This is a genomic window from Streptomyces sp. NPDC096205, assembly GCF_044763135.1.
Lineage (GTDB): Bacteria > Actinomycetota > Actinomycetes > Streptomycetales > Streptomycetaceae > Streptomyces.
On sequence record NZ_JBIWFS010000003.1, the window covers coordinates 168,755 to 183,589 of the forward strand.

The following is a 14,835-nucleotide window of genomic DNA, read 5'->3' on the forward strand; positions in this document are numbered from 1 at the left end:
CAGACATCGACACGGCAGGCAATTCCCCCATAACGGTACGTAAGCCGCCGCTCGGAATAGTGAGTCGTGGGCCGTCATCCGTCCCCGGTAGCCTTGACCACGTGATTGACCTTCGCCTGCTCCGTGAGGACCCCGACCGTGTGCGCGCGTCCCAGCGCGCCCGTGGAGAGGATGTCGAGCTCGTCGACGCTCTCCTGTCTGCCGACGAGCGGCGCAGGTCGTCCGGCGTCCGCTTCGACGAGCTCCGTTCCGAGCAGAAGGCGCTCGGCAAGCTGATCCCCAAGGCCTCGCCCGAGGAGCGCGCCGAGCTCCTGCAGAAGGCCGAGCAGCTCAAGGCCGACGTCAAGGCCGCCGAGGCCGCGCAGCACGAGGCCGACGAGGAGACCAAGCGCCTCGCCATGGCGCTCGGCAACCTCGTGCACCCCGACGTCCCGGTCGGCGGCGAGGAGGACTTCGTCGTCCTGGAGACGCACGGCACCATCCGCGACTTCGCCGCCGAGGGCTTCGAGCCCAAGGACCACCTGGAGCTCGGCGAGGCGCTGGGCGCCATCGACGTCGAACGCGGCGCCAAGGTGTCCGGGTCGCGCTTCTACTACCTGACCGGTGTCGGCGCCCTGCTGGAGCTGGCCCTCGTCAACGCGGCGATCGCCCAGGCCACCGAGGCCGGGTTCATCCCGATGCTCACCCCCGCGCTGGTCCGCCCGCGCGCCATGGAGGGCACCGGCTTCCTCGGCCAGGCCGCGGAGAACGTGTACCACCTGGAGAAGGACGACTTCTATCTCGTCGGCACCTCCGAGGTCCCGCTCGCCGCGTACCACATGGACGAGATCATCGACGCGGACAAGCTCCCGCTGCGCTACGCGGGCTTCTCGCCCTGCTTCCGCCGCGAGGCCGGCACCTACGGCAAGGACACGCGCGGCATCTTCCGTGTGCACCAGTTCGACAAGGTCGAGATGTTCTCGTACGTCGCCCCCGAGGACGCGGAGAACGAGCACAAGCGGCTCCTGGAGTGGGAGAAGCAGTGGCTGACCGGCCTCGAGCTGCCCTTCCAGGTCATCGACGTGGCCTCGGGCGACCTGGGTGCCTCCGCCTCGCGCAAGTTCGACTGCGAGGCGTGGATCCCGACGCAGGGCAAGTACCGCGAGCTGACCTCGGCCTCCAACTGCGACGGCTTCCAGGCCCGCCGGCTGTCGACGCGTGTGCGTGAGGGCAAGCAGGTCAAGCCGCTGGCCACGCTCAACGGCACGCTGTGCGCCGTACCGCGCACCATCGTGGCGATCCTGGAGAACCACCAGCAGGCCGACGGCTCCGTGCGGGTGCCCGAGATGCTGCGTCCGTACCTCGGCGGCCGCGAGGTGCTGGAGCCGGTGGCCAAGTGACCTCCGGGTTCCCCTACCGGCTGATCGCCACCGACCTCGACGGAACGCTTCTGCGCTCCGACGGGTCGGTCTCCGCGCGCACCCGTGACGCGCTCGCCGCGGCCACCGCGGCGGGCGCCGCGCACATCGTCGTCACGGGGCGTTCCGTGCCCTGGACGCGGCACATCCTCGACGACCTGGACTACCAGGGCCTCGCGGTGTGCGGGCAGGGCGCGCAGGTCTATCACGCCGGGGAGAACCGCCTGCTGACATCGGTGACCCTGGACCGGCAGCTGGCCGGGGTCGCCGTCGCCAAGATCGAGGCGGAGGTCGGCCCGCTGTATCTGGCCGCCAGCCGTGACGGTCTGGACGGCGACGTACTGGTGGGACCGGGCTACGCCCTCACCGGTGAGCTCCCCGCGACGCCGTTCACGGACGCGGCCGATCTGTGGTCGGCCCCGCTGAACAAGATCTACATACAGCATCCGGAGCTGTCCGACGACGAGCTGGCGGCGGCCTCCCGACAGGCCGCCGGTGGCTTCGTCACCGTCGCCATGGCCGGCGCGGGCATCGTCGAACTGCTGCCGCTGGGGCTGTCGAAGGCGACGGGGCTGTCCTTGGCGGCCCGTCGACTGGGCATCAAGGCCGCGGAGACGATCGCCTTCGGCGATATGCCCAACGACATCCCGATGTTCGCGTGGGCGGCCCGGGGAGTGGCCATGGCCAACGCCCACGAGGAGCTGAAGGCCGTGGCCGACGAGGTGACGTCGTCCCATGAGGAGGACGGGATCGCGGTGGTCCTGGAGCGGCTGCTCGGCTAGCGGGCCCGCCTCAGGTTGCCGCGTCAGGCGTGCCGTCAGGGCAGGTAGCGGGCCAGGGCCAGGTACGTCTCGGCGTCCCCGGCGGCCACGATCCGGCCGTCGGGCTGCACCGCGACGTCGCGCGCATGGTCGGAGAGGCCGACGGTGAAGTCGGTGACCACCTTGCCGTCACCGGCGAAACCGGTGTCGAGGCTGCCGTCCGTGTTGTAGCGCGCCAACGCCCAGTCACCACCGCGGCTGCCGGCGGCGACCAGCTTGCCGTCGGACTGGAGCGCCAGGTCGTGGGCGCGGGCGCTGGCCGAGAACGGCGTCGTCACCTTGCCGTCGCCATCGAATCCGGTGTCCAGGGAGCCGTCGGAGTTGAGCCGGGCCAGCGCGAACCGGCTGTTGCCGCCGGAGGGAGTGACGTATCCGGCGACCGCCATGTCGCCGCCCGGGACGAGGACCAGCCCGTACCCCTGAGCCTCTCCGCTGAAGCTGACGACCCGCTTGCCGTCACCGTCGAAGCCGGTGTCGAGGCTGCCGTTCGTGTTGTAGCGGACGAGCGCGAAGCCTGGCCGATAACCGGGGTTGCCGAGTCCGACACCTCCGGCGACGACGATCCTGCCGTCGGACTGCACCGCTACATCCTGGGCGATCGAGATGTCGCCTCCCGAGAAGTGCGTTTTCAGCCGGCCGTCCCCGCTGAAGGTGGGGTCGGGGTTGCCGCCGGAGTCATAGCGGGCCACCGCGATGTCACCGCCGGATTGGCCGACGGCGACGATCCGGTCGTCGGACTGGACGGTGACCGCGTAGGCGTCGGCGGCGCCGTCGTCGCCGAAGTCGGTGATCGTACGACCGCCGTCGCCGAAGCCTGTGTCCAGAGCCCCGTTGGGCTGGAAGCGCGCCACCGTGAACCAGCAGCAGCCCTCGGACCCGGGCCGTTGCGAGGTGCCCACGACGACGATCTTGCCGTCCGATTGCAGCGCGACGCCGCGGGACACCTCCTCGCCCTGCTGGAAGTCGGTGGTGACAATGCCCTGGTTACCGAAGCCGCTGTCCAGGGTGCCGTCGGGGTTGTACCGCACCATCGCGAAGTCGGGGCCGGTGCCCTCACCGTAGAAGCTTCCGAGCACGACCAGCTTGCCGTCGTCCTGTACGGCGAGACCGTGCCCGTCCTCCGGGGCGGAGATGTCGAGGTTGACCACCTTTCCGTTGCCGCCGAACGAGGGATCGAGGTCGCCGGAGGCGGCATGCGCGGGACCGGGCGAGGCGAGCAGGAGCGCCAGCGCCGCAGCGGCCGCGGCACCGGCCCGGACCGGCAGCTGCCGAAGGCGATGAAGACGGCCGCGGAGAGAGCCATGAAGAGGGTCATGGAGCGGGCCATGGAGGAGGGAGAACATGCCCGCACATGCTAGAAGCGACAACTCTTCCCGTATCAGGACACACTGACCATACGGCCACACGAGTGCTCTCTCGCCCGACATGCCTGGGCCAGGCCATCCCGTGCTGCAAATACGCTCATACTTCGGTCCGACCCGGCCCGCCCCGGACGGCCTCGGTCCACGCCGGTTGCTACATTCGGCGGCCATCCGATCACGCGCCTACGACCTGGACCAGATCGCCGACGCACGCGGGGTGTGACTACCGGAGTCCCACCAACCCCCAGTGGCAACGTCTCGCGGAGGATGCACGGATCGAACGTGCGCGGGGTCTCCCCCGACCACGGCTTAGCAAGCCGGTGCCTTACCACTCGGCCAATCCTCCGGGTGGGCGGCCTCACGCGAAGTGGGATTCGCGTGCTCGAAGCGGCCGCCCCGGGCAACACAGATGCGGTCGGCTCGACGGTGGGGTAACTACACCGGAGCCTGCCGCCGGCTGCCCTGTCGGGAGCGCGGCGTACTGCCGTGCATGGACATCGCCTCGCTCCTCTCCCAGATCGTGGTGCCGGTCACCGACCACTGTGCCGCGTCGGGGAGTTGGGCGCCACCGAATAAAACAGGCGTACGACCGCTAGCGCCGCCGCCACCTCCACCTGCGCGCCTTGCTGAAGAACCATCCGGCCGGCGGCTCGTCGGAGCGCCAGGGCTGCGGCTCGGGCTGCTCGCGGCGCCAGCGTGCGGCGAGCATACGGGCGCGGGCGGACGGCTCGGTGGTCTCGGCGGCGCGGACGAAGTCCTCGTCCAGGACGAGGTCGTCCCACACATCAGCACGCTGTTCGCGGCCGTCGTACTGCGCGTCTGCCATGCCCTTCCTCCCAGCCGTACGCCCCACGTTGTGCCCAGTGTGCGGGGACGGGGGTGAAACCCCCGTCAGTAAGCGGGTGAAGCCCCCGTCAGTAGGCGCCGCGTCTACTCCTCACCCGCCAGCGTCAGCGACCGCAGCTTCTGCCCGGCGTACCAGGTGGCGAGCACGGTCACCGCGACCAGCAGCACCGTCGCCGTGGTCAGTCCGACGTCGGAGGTGACGAGCTCACCGCCGGCGACCTTGTGGGCCACGGCCAGCGACCACTGCTGGACGCTGAGGGTGCGTGCCCCCGGCACCAGGGAGCCGAACAGGGCCTCCCAGACGAGCGCGTAGACGAGCCCGAAGACCACCGCGTGCCGCGACACCGTGCCCAGCAGCAGGAACAGGGCCGCGTAGGCGATGGAGGACACCAGGGCGGCGACCGTGTAGGCGACCGCTATCTGCTGGCCGTTGCCGTTGAGGATGAACCCGGCGATGAAGGTGGGCAGTGCGGAGAAGACCATCGTCACCGCGACCGCCACGATCAGCTTGGTGAAGATGATCGTGGGCCGTTTCACCGGCTTGGACAGCAGGTAGACGACAGAACCGTCGTCGATCTCCGGACCGATCGCGCCGGTACCGGCGATGACACCGATGATCGGCACCATGGTGGCGAGCGCGAGCCCGCCCAGCAGGTCGGACGCGGTCTGGTCGTCGGCTCCGGCGAGCCCGCGGACGACCACGGAGATCCCGATGAGCAGCAGCGGCAGCGCGCCGAGGACAAGGGCCCGGCGACGGCCGAGCAGGGCCCGATAGGTGAGCCGGGCGACTGTGGGGTCGTACATCTTGGCCTCCTACGCCGCGACCAGGTAAGAGAAGACGGACTCGAGCGACTCGTCGGACGGCGAGACCGTCAGCAGCCGGATGCCGTGCTCCCGGGCCACCTTGGGCAGCAGCGCCGTGAAGCGCCCGAAGTCGACGGCCTGGATGCGCAGCGCGCCCTCGGCGAGGTCGACCTCGATGCCGGACGTGGACGGGTCGGCGATCAGCGCGGCCGCGAGGGCGCGGTCGTCGCTGGAGCGCACGAGGTAGCGGTGCGGGCGGTCGGTCATCAGGCGGCGGATGCGGCGGAAGTCACCGCTGGCCGCGTGCCGGCCCGCCACGACGACCTCGATGTGCCAGGCGAGCTGCTCGACCTCCTCCAGGATGTGGGAGGAGAACAGCACCGTGCGGCCCTCGTCGCCCATGCGGCGCAGCAGGTCCATCAGCTGCATGCGCTGGCGCGGGTCCATGCCGTTGAACGGCTCGTCCAGCAGCAGCAGCGAGGGCTCGTGCACCAGGGCGCTGGCCATCTTCACGCGCTGGCGCATGCCCTTGGAGTAGGTGGAGATCTTGCGGTCCTGCGCGTACTCCATCTCGACCGTGGCCAGCGCCTTCTGGGCCGCCTTGGCGCCCAGGCCGTGCAACTCGGCGTTGGCGACGACGAATTCACGCCCAGTGAGGAAGTCGTACATCGCCTCGCGCTCGGGGACGATGCCGATGTGCCGGTAGATGGCCTCGTTGCGCCACACCGGCTGTCCGTCGAGGGTGACCGTGCCGGTGGAGGGGGCGAGGAAGCCGCCCATCATGTTGATGAGGGTGGACTTTCCGGCGCCGTTGGGGCCGAGCAGGCCGGTGACGCCGGGGCCGATGGACATGGTGATGTCGTTGACGGCGACCACGTTGCCGAACCAGCGGGAGACGTGGTCGATCTTGAGGGTGGTCACAGGCCCACCTTCTTGTAGCGGCGGATCAGGAGGCCGTAGCTCGCGGCGATCAGGCCGAGGGTGAACAGCACGTACACCGCGCCCTCCCCGCTGGACGGGCCGAGGCCTCCGGGGTAGGAGGAGGTCGCGCCGAGGAAGGCGGTCTGCACGCCGTCGATGAGGGTGACCGGCGAGAACAGGCCGATCCAGGCGATCGCGTCGCTGCTGTTCTGGAGCTCGGCTATGCCCTGGAGGGCGGAGACGGCGCCGTAGGAGATGGTGAACACGGCGATGACGGCGGCGATGCCGAAGCCGCGGCGCGGGGTGACGGAGGCGATCACCAGGCTCAGCCCGGCGAAGAGCAGCGAGAGCAGTGCGACGGACACGAGACCCTGCGCGAATCCTTCTGTCTGGTCGGTGAAGTCGAGCTTGGCCAGCAGCGCGCCCACATAGAGCACCAGCAGCGGGGCCGCGGTGAGGATGAACAGCGCCGACGCCAGGGCCGCGTACTTGGCGCGGACGTAGTCGGCGGTCTCGATGGGCCGCGAGAAGTACAGCGGGACCGTCTTGAAGCGCAGGTCGCGCGAGACGGACTGGGGCGCCTGGGAGGCGACGAACAGGCTGATGACGGCCTGGAGGAAGATCGCGTACTCCGTGTAGTCCACGGGCAGCTTGCTGGCCTTGGTGGCGACCGCGACGGCGACCATGATGGCCGCCGGCACGCACATCACCACGAACAGCAGCATCGGCAGCACCTTGGACTTCACCGAGCGGCCGAGGCCGTAGGCGCCGCGCAGGGACTGCGAGTACAGGGATCGCGTGGCGTAGGAGCGGCCCAGGCGGGGGCCGTCGTAGCTGCGGTAGCCGATGTTGTGGATGCGGGTCTGGTCGCCCGCTGCCAGGGGCTGTGACAGGGACTGCTCAACTGCCATGGCCGACGGCCTCCTTCCGGTGCTCGTCGCTGTTCTCGTCAGCGGTGCTGAAGACCTCGGCGATGTGGTGCCTGCGCTGTTCCATGCGGACCAGGCCGAGGCCGAGGTCGGCGACGGTGTCGCGGACCAGGTCGTAGGTCTCCTCGCCCTGCGCGGTGAGCAGCAGCAGGTGTCCGGCGCCGGGCAGGCCGCTGCCGTCCTGGACGGTGACCCCGCGCGCGTGGAGCGCCTCGCGCACCGCGCGGGTGCCGTCGGGGTGTTCGTCGGTGTCGGTGACCTCGATGGCGAGGGTGGTGGTGATCTGGGTGAAGTCGGTGGTGGAGCTGGAGCGCAGGAGCTTGCCGCCGTCGATGACGACGACGTGGTCGCAGGTGCGCTCCAGTTCGCCCAGCAGGTGGGACGTGACCAGGACCGAGATGCCGAAGTCGGTGTGGATGCGGCGGATGAGGCCCAGCATGTCGTCCCGGCCGACCGGGTCGAGGCCGTTGGTCGGCTCGTCCAGGAACACCAGCTGCGGGTCGTGCACCAGGGCCTGGGCAAGTTTGACGCGCTGCTTCATGCCGGTGGAGTAGCCGCCGATGGGGCGGTAGCGCTCCTCGTACAGCCCGACATGGCGCAGCGTGTCCGCGGTGCGCTCGCGGGCGGCGGTGGGCGGCAGGCCGGACATGCGGGCCATGTGCACGACGAACTCGGTGGCCGAGACGTCGGGCGGCAGGCAGTCGTGCTCCGGCATGTAGCCCACGCGCTCGCGGATGGCGGCGCCCTCGGTGGCGACGTCCAGTCCGAGCACGGCGGCACGGCCCTCGGAGGCGGGGGACAGGCCCAGGAGGATCTTGATGAGGGTGGACTTGCCGGCGCCGTTGGCTCCGACGAGTCCGGTCACACCGGCTCCGATGTCCACGGACAGCCGGTCGAGCGCGGTCACCCTGGGGAACCGCTTGCTCAGGCTTTCGGTCGCGATCACAGTCACGTCTTCGACAGTAGTGACGTGGGCCACGGACGTCGTCAGACTCCAGAGCCGTCTTGGGGTCACCCTGGAGTCGTACGGGGAACTCAGGGTCACCCTGAGGTCGGGTGGCACACAGCACCATGGCCGCCCTATTGACGCCAGCTCTAACAAGGTGCGAGATTCGGCGGTGTCAAGTTACGGACACGTACCGCAGTCAGTGTGGACCGGGTGGGACGGGGCGGCATGACGACGGCAGTGGCAGGCGAGATATCCACGGAGCTGCACGGATTCAGGACCGTGCAGCGGCTGGCCTACGAGTGCGCGGAAGCGGTGGCGGCCCAGCTTCAGCCGGGCGTCACCGAGCGTGAGGCGGCCCGGATGCAGCGGGCATGGCTGCGCGAGCGGGGCGTGAGGGACTGGTTCCACCTGCCCTTCGCCTGGTTCGGCGACCGCACGGCGTTCGCGAACTTCCGCATCCCCCTGCAGTTCTTCCCCACCGACCGGGCCCTGGAGCCGGGCATGCCGTTCATCCTCGACATGGCCCCGGTCTACGAGGGCTGCACCGCGGACATCGGCTACTCCGGCTCGCTCGGCCTCAACCCCGTCCAGAACCGGCTGATGGACGACCTCCAGGCACACCGCGAGCTGATCCTGCGCGAGGTGCGCGAACGCCGCTCGCTGCGCGAGATCTATGAGGACGTGGAGCGCCTCATGGTCCGCCAGGGTTACGCCAACCGGCACCGCGCCTACCCCTTCGGAGTGATCGCGCACAAGGTCGACCGGGTCAAGCCCCGCCGTTTCTCGCCGCACATCTTCGGCTTCGGCACCCAGTCCCTCAAGGGTCTCGCCTCGGACGCGCTGCACGGCCATCGCGAGGGGTGGTCGCCGCTGTGGTCGCCGTACCGTTTCTCCGACCATCCGCCGCAGCCGGGCCTGTGGGCGGTCGAGCCCCATCTCGGCTTCCGGGGCACCGGCGCGAAGTTCGAGGAGATCCTGGTGGTCACCGACTCGCGGGACCCCGAGGAGAGCGCCTTCTGGCTGGACGACGATCTGCCGCACGTGCGGCGCTGGGCGGAGGAGAAGTGACCATGCTCGAAGGCGCGCGTGAGCGCTGGGTGCGGACCGGCGGCGTCGAACTGTGCGTCGCCGAACTCGGTGACCCGGAGCAGCCGACGGTGCTGCTCGTGCACGGCTACCCGGACAGCAAGGAGGTGTGGTCCGAGGTCGCGCCGCGCCTCGCCGACCGCTTCCACGTCGTCCTCTACGACGTCCGCGGCCACGGCCGCTCCACCGCCCCGCAGCCCCTGCGCGGCGGGTTCACGCTGGAGAAGCTGACGGACGACTTCCTGGCCGTCGCAGACGCGGTGAGCCCCGACCGGCGCGTGCACCTGGTCGGCCACGACTGGGGCTCGGTGCAGTCCTGGGAGTTCGTCACCGTCAAGCGCACCGAGGGACGGATCGCCTCCTTCACCTCGATGTCCGGCCCGTCCCTCGACCATTTCGGCCACTGGATCCAGCGGCGGATGAAGCGCCCCACTCCGCGCCGGATCGGCCAACTCCTCGGCCAAGGCGCCAAGTCCTGGTACGTCTACCTCCTGCACACCCCCGTCCTGCCCGAGCTGGCCTGGCGCGGACCGCTCGGCAAGCACTGGCCGGGCATCCTGGAGCGGGTCGAGCGGGTGCCCGCCGACGGCTACCCGACCTCGTCGCTGCCCCAGGACGCGGCCCACGGCGCCTGGCTGTACCGCGACAACGTCCGGGCACGACTGCGCAGGCCACGCCCCGACGCCTACGCCCACGCGCCCGTGCAGCTCATCACGCCGCTGGGCGACGCCTTCCTGTCCGAGCGGCTCTACGACGAACTGGAACTGTGGGCGCCGCAGCTCACCCGTCGCACACTGCCCGCCAAGCACTGGGTCCCCCGCACTCGTCCCCAGCAACTGGCCAGCTGGATCACCGAGTTCGTCAACGGCATCGAGGGCGGTCGCACAGAGGTCGAGCCGACAGGCCGCCACTTCGACCGCTTCGGCGGCCAGTTGGTCCTGGTCACCGGGGCAGGCAGCGGCATCGGCCGGGCCACGGCGTTCGCGTTCGCCGAGGCGGGCGCCCGTGTGATCGCCGTCGACCGCGACGCGGAAAGCGCCGCCCGCACCGCCGAGTTGGCCCAGCTGATCGGCGCACCGGCCGCCTGGGCCGAGGCCGTCGACGTCTCCGACGCGCAGGCCATGGAGAAGCTCGCCGAGAAGGTCGCGCTGGAGTACGGCGTGGTCGACGTACTCGTGAACAACGCCGGCATCGGACTGTCCGGCTCCTTCTTCGACACCACACCGGAGGACTGGAAGAAAGTCCTCGACGTCAACTTGTGGGGCGTCATCCACGGTTGCCGCCTCTTCGGACGGCAGATGGCCGAGCGCGGCCAGGGCGGCCACATCGTCAATACGGCGTCCGCCGCCGCGTTCCAGCCTTCGCGTGCCCTGCCCGCCTACAGCACCTCCAAGGCCGCCGTGCTGATGCTCAGCGAGTGCCTGCGCGCCGAACTCGCGGGCCAGGGAATCGGGGTGAGCGCGATCTGCCCCGGCCTGGTCAACACCAACATCACCTCCACGGCGCGGTTCGTCGGTGTCGGCGAGGACGAGGAGAGGCGCCGCCAGAAGAGCAGCACGCGGCTGTACGGCAGGCGCAACTACCCGCCGGAAAAGGTCGCCCAGGCGATCCTGCGTGCCGTTGTGCGCAACGAGGCGGTCGTCCCGGTCACCCCTGAGGCGCGGGGCGCACACGCCTTGTCCCGTTTCGCTCCAGGCCTGTTGAGGAGGCTTGCCCGCGTCGAGCCGAAGCTCTGACGTTGAAGGGGCCCTTCGGCCGTGGCTGTTGATCAACTTCCCGGTCGGCACAGGCAATTTCGCGAACTATCCAATATCGGGCTCGGGTTGTCCACAGTTCTGCCAAGTGGGCTGTGGGTAACCTGAGTTGGTTGTGGATCAAACCTGCCCGGCAAAACTCGTCGCGTGATCCGCGTCTCGGTCGTCATGCTGAGTCGCATGAACGAACAACGCACCGTGAAGGTGTCGAAGTACCTCTCCAAGCATCTGCGCCATCAGCCGGAGCGGATCGGGCTCACGCTGGACGAGGGCGGCTGGGTGGAGATCGACACCCTGATCGAGGCGGCCGCCACGCACGGGTTCCGCTTCACGCGCGAGGAGCTGGACCATGTGGTGGCCTCGAACGACAAGAAGCGCTTCGCCGTCGAGGGGACCCGCATCCGCGCCAGCCAGGGCCACAGCGTCGAGGTCGACCTCGGACTGGCGGCGGCGGTCCCGCCGCCGCACCTCTATCACGGGACCGTGGCCCGCAACCTGGACGCGATCCGCGCCGAGGGGCTGCGGCCCATGAACCGCCACGACGTGCATCTGTCCCCCGACCGTGAGACCGCCACCCGGGTCGGCGCCCGTCGCGGCCGCCCCGTCGTGCTCTCGGTGGACGCGGCCGCCATGCACCGCGACGGCCATGTCTTCCACGTCAGCGCCAACGGGGTGTGGCTGACGAAGGCGGTGCCGCCGCGGTATCTGCGCTTCCCCGCGTCGCAGTGACCGGGATGATCGCCACTGACCGGGTTGAGCGCCTCTGACCGGGGTGATCACCGCTGACCGGGATGATCGCCACTGCCCTGGGTGATCGCCACTGACCCGTGGCGCGCCGACCGCGTTCGGTGACTGTTTCACGTGAAACAGCGCAGCCGCATACGCTCGATGCATGAGTCTGCGTCTGAGCACTGTGATCCTTCCGTACCGCCGGTGGCACGAGGGAGGTCGTGAGGCGTGGCTGCGTGCTGAGGAGCTCGGCTTCCACACCGCCTACACCTACGACCACCTGTCCTGGCGCAGCTTCCGTGACAGGCCCTGGTTCGGCGCCGTTCCTACGCTGACCGCTGCCGCAGCGGTCACCGAGCGCCTGCGGCTGGGCACGCTGGTCACCTCGCCGAACTTCCGGCACCCCGTGACGCTGGCCAAGGAACTGATCTCCCTCGACGACATCTCCGGTGGCCGGGTCACCCTCGGCATAGGGGCGGGCGGCACCGGCTTCGACGCCACCGCGCTGGGCCAGGAGCCGTGGACCCCGCGCGAGCGGGCCGACCGGTTCGGCGAGTTCGTGCCGCTGCTGGACCGGCTGCTGACCGAGGACTCGGTGTCGTACGAGGGCGACTACTACTCGGCGCACGAGGCCCGCAACATCCCTGGCTGTGTGCAGCGGCCCCGGCTGCCCTTCGCGGTGGCGGCGACCGGCCCGCGCGGGCTGAAGCTGGCCGCGCGGTACGGGCAGGCGTGGGTGACGACCGGTGACCCCAAGCTGTACGAGAACGGCACGCCGGAGCAGTCCGTGCAGGCCATCCGCGGACAGGCCGAGAAGCTGGCCGACGCGTGTGCGGCCATCGGGCGGGACGTGAACCAGCTCGACAAGATCCTGCTGACCGGCTTCACGCCGGACCGGGGGCGCCCGCTGGAGTCGCTGTCCGCGTTCGTCGACTTCGCGGGTCGCCACCAGGAGCTGGGCTTCACCGAGATCGTGATCCACTGGCCGATCCCGGACTCGGTCTTCGCAGCCGAGCAGAAGGTGTTCGAGCAGATCGCGATGGATGCGGTCGCGGAGCTGGGCTGATCCTCGACGAGGGAGGCCTCAGATGTGCGGATGCCCGCACGCCCGTGCGGGCATATGCGCGAGAATGGCCCGGTGACCTCAGCGACGAGAAAGCCCGAGCCCCCGGCCTCCCCCGACGCCCCGATCCGCCCGCGGCTGATCGCCACCGATCTCGACGGCACGCTGCTGCGCGACGACAAGTCCGTCTCCCCGAGGACGGTCGCCGCACTGGCCGCGGCCGAGGAGGCCGGCATCGAGGTCTTCTTCGTCACCGGCCGACCCGCCCGCTGGATGGACGTCGTCAGTGAGCACGTCCACGGCCACGGCCTGGCCATCTGCGGCAACGGCGCCGCCGTGGTCGACCTGCACGGCGGCCCGGGCGCCCACCGGTTCGTCAAGGTGCGCGAGCTGCCGCGCAAAAACGCGCTGGACGCCGTACGCCTGCTGCGGGACGCGGCGCCCGGCACGGTGTACGCGGTCGAGCAGACGTACGGCTTCAACCAGGAGCCGGACTATCCCAAGCTGCACATGGAGGTCCCGGACACCCTGGCGTCGGCCGAGGAACTGCTGGGGCCGGACGCGCCCGGGGCCGACGAGCCCGTGCTCAAGATCCTCGCCTACCACCCCACGCTGGACCCCGACGCCTTCCTCATCCTGGGCCGCACCGCGATCGGCGACCGCGCGAACGTCACCCGCTCCAGTCCCAGCGCCCTGCTGGAGATCAGCGGCCCCGAGGTCTCCAAGGCCAGCACCCTCGCCCTGTGCTGCGCCGAGCGCGGCATCTCGCACGAGGAGGTCGTCGCCTTCGGTGACATGCCGAACGACGTCGAGATGCTCACCTGGGCCGGCCGCTCCTACGCCATGGGCAACGCCCACCCGGATGTGATCGCCGCGGCGTCCGGGAGCACGGTCGCCAACAACGAGGACGGCGTGGCCGTGGTGATCGAGCAACTGCTCGCGGAGGCGCAGAGGGCCTGACCTCCGGCCAAGGACCAGGTCAGGGGCTATCCCAGGGGCACCCCGCGCGCCGCCAGCCACGGCACCGGGTCCACTCCCGAGCCCAGTTCCGGCGTGACCCGCACCTCGAAGTGCAGATGCGGGCCGGTGGAGTTGCCGGTCGTTCCCGCCTGCCCGATCCACTGCCCGGCCGTCACCCGCTCGCCCTGGTCCACAGCCACCGAGGCGAGGTGCGCGTACTGCGTGTAGTAGCCGCCCGGGTGCTCGATGACGATCTGGATGCCGAACGCGCCCCCGCAGGACACGGCCACCACCCGGCCCTCGCCGACCGACCGCACCGGCGTACCGATCGGCACCGCGAAGTCCTGCCCGGTGTGCCGGTTCGCCCAGCGCTCGCCGCCGCTGCCGAAGCCCGCCGACAGCTCGTACGTCTCCACCGGCGCGACCCAGCCCTGTGCGTACGAGGCCGGCGGCTGCTCCAGCCGTGCCACGCCCCGGCAGGAGCCCGCCAGAGCCGACGCGTCCGCCTCCCCCTGCAGCCGCGTGCGCGCCTCCTCCAGCTTGTGCTCGATGGACTGCTTCAGCTGGGCCAGCTCGCCGTTCCGCTTCTCCAGCTCCTGCCACGCCGCCGCGGCCTTCGCCTCGTCCGCCACGAGCCGCTCCTGTGCCCGGCGGCTCTTGCCGATCGCATTGTCGACCGCCATGTTGGCCTGGGAGAACACATGCTGGCCGCGCATGAGTTGCTCGGGGCTGCCCGCCAGCACGATCTGCGCGGCGACCGGGAGCCCGCCGCCCTCGCGGTACTGGGCGCGCGCGATCCGGCCCAGGTCCTCGTGCAGCACCGCGATCTCGCGCCGCTGACGGTCCAGCAGCTCCTCGTAGCGCTGGGCGCGCGCCCGCTGCGTGTCGGCCTCGCGCCGCCCCTCCTCGTACTGCTGGGTGGCCACCGCCGCGTCCGCGTACAGCCGCGCCACCTCCGCCGCCGTACCGCCGTCGGCACCGCCCCCGCCCCCGCCCGCGTCCGCGTCCGCGTGCGGGCGGGCCGCGAGCACCGCGAGCGCACACAGCAGCGCCGGAACGAGCAGCGGGCGACGGCGAAATGAGGGCATGTCAGCGATCGTGGCCCGCCCGGGTGTCCCGCGTCCTGTTCACGTCGTACGGCTGGGGGACACCTTGCTGCGAATGGGGTGCTGCGCGGCCCGACGACCGTGTCGACGGGACGTCCCGCCGAGCAAC

The 14,835-nt window shown here is 70.4% G+C and carries 14 protein-coding genes and 1 tRNA gene; 7 read left to right on the plus strand and 8 right to left on the minus strand.

The window, feature by feature from the left end:
* The first annotated feature begins 101 nt into the window (after window positions 1-101).
* Together serS and ACIQ6Y_RS13210 are read left to right on the plus strand one after the other, a co-directional pair.
* Window positions 102-1,379, plus strand: coding sequence for a serine--tRNA ligase (gene serS, locus ACIQ6Y_RS13205; protein WP_404036802.1), 1,278 nt, complete (start codon window positions 102-104; stop codon window positions 1,377-1,379).
* The gene (locus ACIQ6Y_RS13210) at window positions 1,376-2,179 is read left to right on the plus strand and encodes an HAD family hydrolase (RefSeq protein WP_404036805.1); all 804 of its coding nucleotides are present in this window, start codon (window positions 1,376-1,378) and stop codon (window positions 2,177-2,179) included. Before serS ends, ACIQ6Y_RS13210 begins: the two co-directional genes overlap by 4 nt.
* Before the next feature lie 35 nt (window positions 2,180-2,214).
* Here ACIQ6Y_RS13210 and ACIQ6Y_RS13215 read toward each other — a convergent pair whose 3' ends face one another.
* The 7 genes from ACIQ6Y_RS13215 to ACIQ6Y_RS13245 all read right to left on the minus strand — a co-directional run bounded on the left by ACIQ6Y_RS13215 (window position 2,215) and on the right by ACIQ6Y_RS13245 (window position 8,025).
* Complete coding sequence (locus tag ACIQ6Y_RS13215) at window positions 2,215-3,561, minus strand: delta-60 repeat domain-containing protein (protein WP_404036808.1); 1,347 nt, start codon at window positions 3,559-3,561, stop codon at window positions 2,215-2,217.
* 279 nt (window positions 3,562-3,840) lie between these two features.
* Window positions 3,841-3,925, minus strand: a tRNA-Ser gene (locus ACIQ6Y_RS13220).
* Window positions 3,926-4,171: 246 nt separating this feature from the next.
* Window positions 4,172-4,405 (minus strand): hypothetical protein, encoded by a 234-nt coding sequence (locus ACIQ6Y_RS13225; protein WP_404036811.1) that lies wholly within the window; start codon window positions 4,403-4,405, stop codon window positions 4,172-4,174.
* 104 nt (window positions 4,406-4,509) lie between these two features.
* On the minus strand, window positions 4,510-5,229 hold the full coding sequence (locus tag ACIQ6Y_RS13230) for an ABC transporter permease subunit (protein WP_404036814.1): 720 nt from the start codon (window positions 5,227-5,229) through the stop codon (window positions 4,510-4,512).
* A gap of 9 nt (window positions 5,230-5,238) precedes the next feature.
* A complete protein-coding gene (locus tag ACIQ6Y_RS13235; RefSeq protein WP_404036817.1) occupies window positions 5,239-6,150 on the minus strand; it encodes an ABC transporter ATP-binding protein in 912 nt (303 codons plus the stop codon).
* Window positions 6,147-7,061 (minus strand): ABC transporter permease, encoded by a 915-nt coding sequence (locus tag ACIQ6Y_RS13240; RefSeq protein WP_404036821.1) that lies wholly within the window; start codon window positions 7,059-7,061, stop codon window positions 6,147-6,149. The genes ACIQ6Y_RS13235 and ACIQ6Y_RS13240 overlap by 4 nt, the downstream gene beginning before the upstream one ends.
* Window positions 7,051-8,025, minus strand: coding sequence for an ABC transporter ATP-binding protein (locus tag ACIQ6Y_RS13245; protein ID WP_404038300.1), 975 nt, complete (start codon window positions 8,023-8,025; stop codon window positions 7,051-7,053). Before ACIQ6Y_RS13245 ends, ACIQ6Y_RS13240 begins: the two co-directional genes overlap by 11 nt.
* Window positions 8,026-8,253: 228 nt before the next feature.
* Here ACIQ6Y_RS13245 and ACIQ6Y_RS13250 point away from each other — a divergent pair, with 228 nt between their 5' ends.
* From ACIQ6Y_RS13250 to ACIQ6Y_RS13270, 5 genes are all read left to right on the plus strand, one after another.
* Window positions 8,254-9,096, plus strand: coding sequence for a M24 family metallopeptidase (locus ACIQ6Y_RS13250; RefSeq protein WP_404036824.1), 843 nt, complete (start codon window positions 8,254-8,256; stop codon window positions 9,094-9,096).
* Window positions 9,093-10,850: an SDR family oxidoreductase gene (locus tag ACIQ6Y_RS13255; RefSeq protein WP_404036827.1), complete on the plus strand. Its 1,758-nt coding sequence runs from the start codon at window positions 9,093-9,095 to the stop codon at window positions 10,848-10,850. The genes ACIQ6Y_RS13250 and ACIQ6Y_RS13255 overlap by 4 nt, the downstream gene beginning before the upstream one ends.
* A gap of 198 nt (window positions 10,851-11,048) precedes the next feature.
* Complete coding sequence (locus ACIQ6Y_RS13260) at window positions 11,049-11,597, plus strand: RNA 2'-phosphotransferase (RefSeq protein WP_404036829.1); 549 nt, start codon at window positions 11,049-11,051, stop codon at window positions 11,595-11,597.
* Window positions 11,598-11,760: 163 nt separating this feature from the next.
* The gene (locus tag ACIQ6Y_RS13265) at window positions 11,761-12,663 is read left to right on the plus strand and encodes an LLM class flavin-dependent oxidoreductase (RefSeq protein ID WP_404036832.1); all 903 of its coding nucleotides are present in this window, start codon (window positions 11,761-11,763) and stop codon (window positions 12,661-12,663) included.
* 54 nt (window positions 12,664-12,717) lie between these two features.
* Window positions 12,718-13,620, plus strand: a complete 903-nt coding sequence (locus ACIQ6Y_RS13270) for an HAD hydrolase family protein (RefSeq protein ID WP_404038303.1) — start codon at window positions 12,718-12,720, stop codon at window positions 13,618-13,620.
* A gap of 26 nt (window positions 13,621-13,646) precedes the next feature.
* Here ACIQ6Y_RS13270 and ACIQ6Y_RS13275 read toward each other — a convergent pair whose 3' ends face one another.
* Window positions 13,647-14,708, minus strand: coding sequence for a peptidoglycan DD-metalloendopeptidase family protein (locus tag ACIQ6Y_RS13275; protein ID WP_404036835.1), 1,062 nt, complete (start codon window positions 14,706-14,708; stop codon window positions 13,647-13,649).
* Window positions 14,709-14,835 lie beyond the last annotated feature (127 nt).

Bases quoted from the DNA above. Each gene is read 5' to 3' on its own strand.
- ACIQ6Y_RS13270 (WP_404038303.1), top strand. From the start codon at position 12,718: ATGCGCGAGAATGGCCCGGTGACCTCAGCGACGAGAAAGCCCGAGCCC.
- ACIQ6Y_RS13265 (WP_404036832.1), top strand. From the start codon at position 11,761: ATGAGTCTGCGTCTGAGCACTGTGATCCTTCCGTACCGCCGGTGGCAC.
- ACIQ6Y_RS13275 (WP_404036835.1), bottom strand. From the start codon at position 14,708: ATGCCCTCATTTCGCCGTCGCCCGCTGCTCGTTCCGGCGCTGCTGTGT.
- ACIQ6Y_RS13230 (WP_404036814.1), bottom strand. From the start codon at position 5,229: ATGTACGACCCCACAGTCGCCCGGCTCACCTATCGGGCCCTGCTCGGC.
- ACIQ6Y_RS13225 (WP_404036811.1), bottom strand. From the start codon at position 4,405: ATGGCAGACGCGCAGTACGACGGCCGCGAACAGCGTGCTGATGTGTGG.
- ACIQ6Y_RS13215 (WP_404036808.1), bottom strand. From the start codon at position 3,561: ATGTTCTCCCTCCTCCATGGCCCGCTCCATGACCCTCTTCATGGCTCT.
- ACIQ6Y_RS13240 (WP_404036821.1), bottom strand. From the start codon at position 7,061: ATGGCAGTTGAGCAGTCCCTGTCACAGCCCCTGGCAGCGGGCGACCAG.
- ACIQ6Y_RS13250 (WP_404036824.1), top strand. From the start codon at position 8,254: ATGACGACGGCAGTGGCAGGCGAGATATCCACGGAGCTGCACGGATTC.
- ACIQ6Y_RS13260 (WP_404036829.1), top strand. From the start codon at position 11,049: ATGAACGAACAACGCACCGTGAAGGTGTCGAAGTACCTCTCCAAGCAT.